Here is a 1,921-nt window from a genome sequence, read left to right on the forward strand (position 1 = left end):
CGGCCCCCGCAACTAATACACGAAACGCAAAAAAGGCCCGCGCCCTCCGCGAGCACGAGCCTCCTACTGCGAGAAGCCCACCGAACCTCACGCGAACACCCAACCGCTAGTCCGCAACCAAGCCGACAACCACCCCAAAACACGGAGCCAACGGAGAGCGACCACCGCACCGTGGGGGCCTGCGGGGGCTCGACCCCCGCAACTAATACGCGGAACGCAAAAAGGCTCGCGCCCTCCGCGAGCACGAGCCTCCTACTGCGTGGAGCTGAGGGGAATCGAACCCCTGACCTTCTCGATGCGAACGAGACGCGCTACCAACTGCGCTACAGCCCCTTTTTCCGAGTGCTGTTGCAGTTTAGCAGGCCGCCGACAGCACTCGGAGCACCCCCCTCGCTTGTGGGCGGGAGGTTCATTCGCCCACCGCACGGCGGTACGGCTGCCAGGTGCGCTCGTCGAGTTCGTCGAACATGGGGTCTTCGTCGTCGATCTCGACGACCACCGCGTCGGAGCCGCGCCGGTCGTCGCGGCGGGGCTCGTAGTCGTATCGGTCGTCCGCGGCGGGCTCGGCCGGTTCGTCGTAGTACGTCTCGCGGTAGTCCGCGTCGGGTTCGTCGCGGGACTCGGACATGCGGGCGAGCCGCCGATCCCGGATGTCCTGTTCGATCCGCACCTGCCGCCGCAGGTAGGTGAGGTAGCCGACGATGCCGAGGTCGATCATGCCGTGCAGCCACCAGGCCGCGGTCCAGGCGAAGGCGGCGAGCAGTGCGGTCGCGACGGCGGCGGCCACGATGAGCAGCAGGACGCGCTGCCTGCGGGCGTACTTGGTGCGCGCGGCCAGTGCCGCGGCTTCCGGGTCGTAGCCGCCGCGGCCGGGCCGGTAGCGGCGGCCGGCGCGGACGTCGTCGCCGTTGACCGGCCGCCCCTGCTCGTCCTGCTCGTCGGGTACGTCGTCGAAGTCGGGTTCGATGTCGTCGTCGTGCCGGTCGGTGTCGGCCATGCCGTACGCCTCCTGCGCCCTGTCGGTTTCCGCGTCGCCGGGTTCCGCGGGTGCCCGGTCGCCGCCTCTGCGCACCACTCGTGCCGCCAGCGCTGAGTCGGTGGTCCGGGACACCTCCTGCCGACGGCGGGCGAACATCGGAACCAGCACGACGAGCCACGCCGCCGCCAACGCCGCGAAGATCAAAGAACTGGGCACGCGCCGCCACCTCCCCCTGGCTGCCTGCCGCACACTTCTGCGATCGCCACGCTAGCCACTTCTGTCACATCTGTCTCTGAGCCACGCCGATTCGTTTCCGTTTCGCCTGCGCTCGAGAGAAACGCACGCGGGGTCGCACGGGCGGGAGATGATGTACCGGCGTGTCGGCTCGCGCACGCCTGTGAACAGCGGAAATACACTCGATCGGGCGATGTGCGCGGACGGGCGCGGTGACGAAGCTCTCGCCGCGGTTCAGGCGCGTTCGGCCCACCCGGCGCGAACCAACGCGCGCACCGCGCCGCCCGGCACGTCCTCGGTGGTCAGCCCGTAGACGTAGTGATCGCGCCAAGCGCCTTCGACGTCGAGGTAGCGCTCGAACAGCCCTTCCCGGCGGAACCCGGACTTCTCCAGCACCCGCACGCTCGCCGCGTTCTCCGGGCGCACCGTCGCCTCCAGCCGGTGCAGCCCCGCCGGGCCGAAGCACTGATCGACCGCCATCGCCACGGCGGCCGTCGCAACGCCCCCACCGGCGCACTCGGCCGCGACCCAGTCACCGACCCACGCGGAGCGCAACGCCCCGCGCACGATGTTGCCGACGGTGAGCTGCCCGGCGAACCGGCCGTCCACGGTGATCACGAACGGCAGCGCCTGACCGCGCCGCGCCAGCCCGCGCAGCGCGCTCCACTGGGCCGGCCAGGCCAGCAGCGCGTTGCGGTCTTGCCAATC

2 protein-coding genes and 1 tRNA gene are annotated in these 1,921 nt (G+C 70.4%); all 3 read right to left on the reverse strand.

The annotated features are described in order from the left end of the window. Nucleotides 1-260: 260 nt before the first annotated feature. Nucleotides 261-333: transfer RNA gene (locus IJH84_RS03755), tRNA-Ala, on the reverse strand. A 76-nt stretch (nt 334-409) separates the two neighbouring features. Continuing rightward, the gene (gene glpR, locus IJH84_RS03760) at nt 410-1,195 is read right to left on the reverse strand and encodes a gephyrin-like molybdotransferase receptor GlpR (RefSeq protein ID WP_295140186.1); all 786 of its coding nucleotides are present in this window, start codon (nt 1,193-1,195) and stop codon (nt 410-412) included. A gap of 252 nt (nt 1,196-1,447) precedes the next feature. Next, the coding region (locus IJH84_RS03765) for a GNAT family protein (protein WP_295140188.1) at nt 1,448-1,921 on the reverse strand (474 nt) is incomplete at its 5' end.

Origin of the sequence: Saccharopolyspora sp., from assembly GCF_017434145.1 — a bacterium.
GTDB classification, from domain to species: domain Bacteria; phylum Actinomycetota; class Actinomycetes; order Mycobacteriales; family Pseudonocardiaceae; genus Saccharopolyspora_C; species Saccharopolyspora_C galaxeae.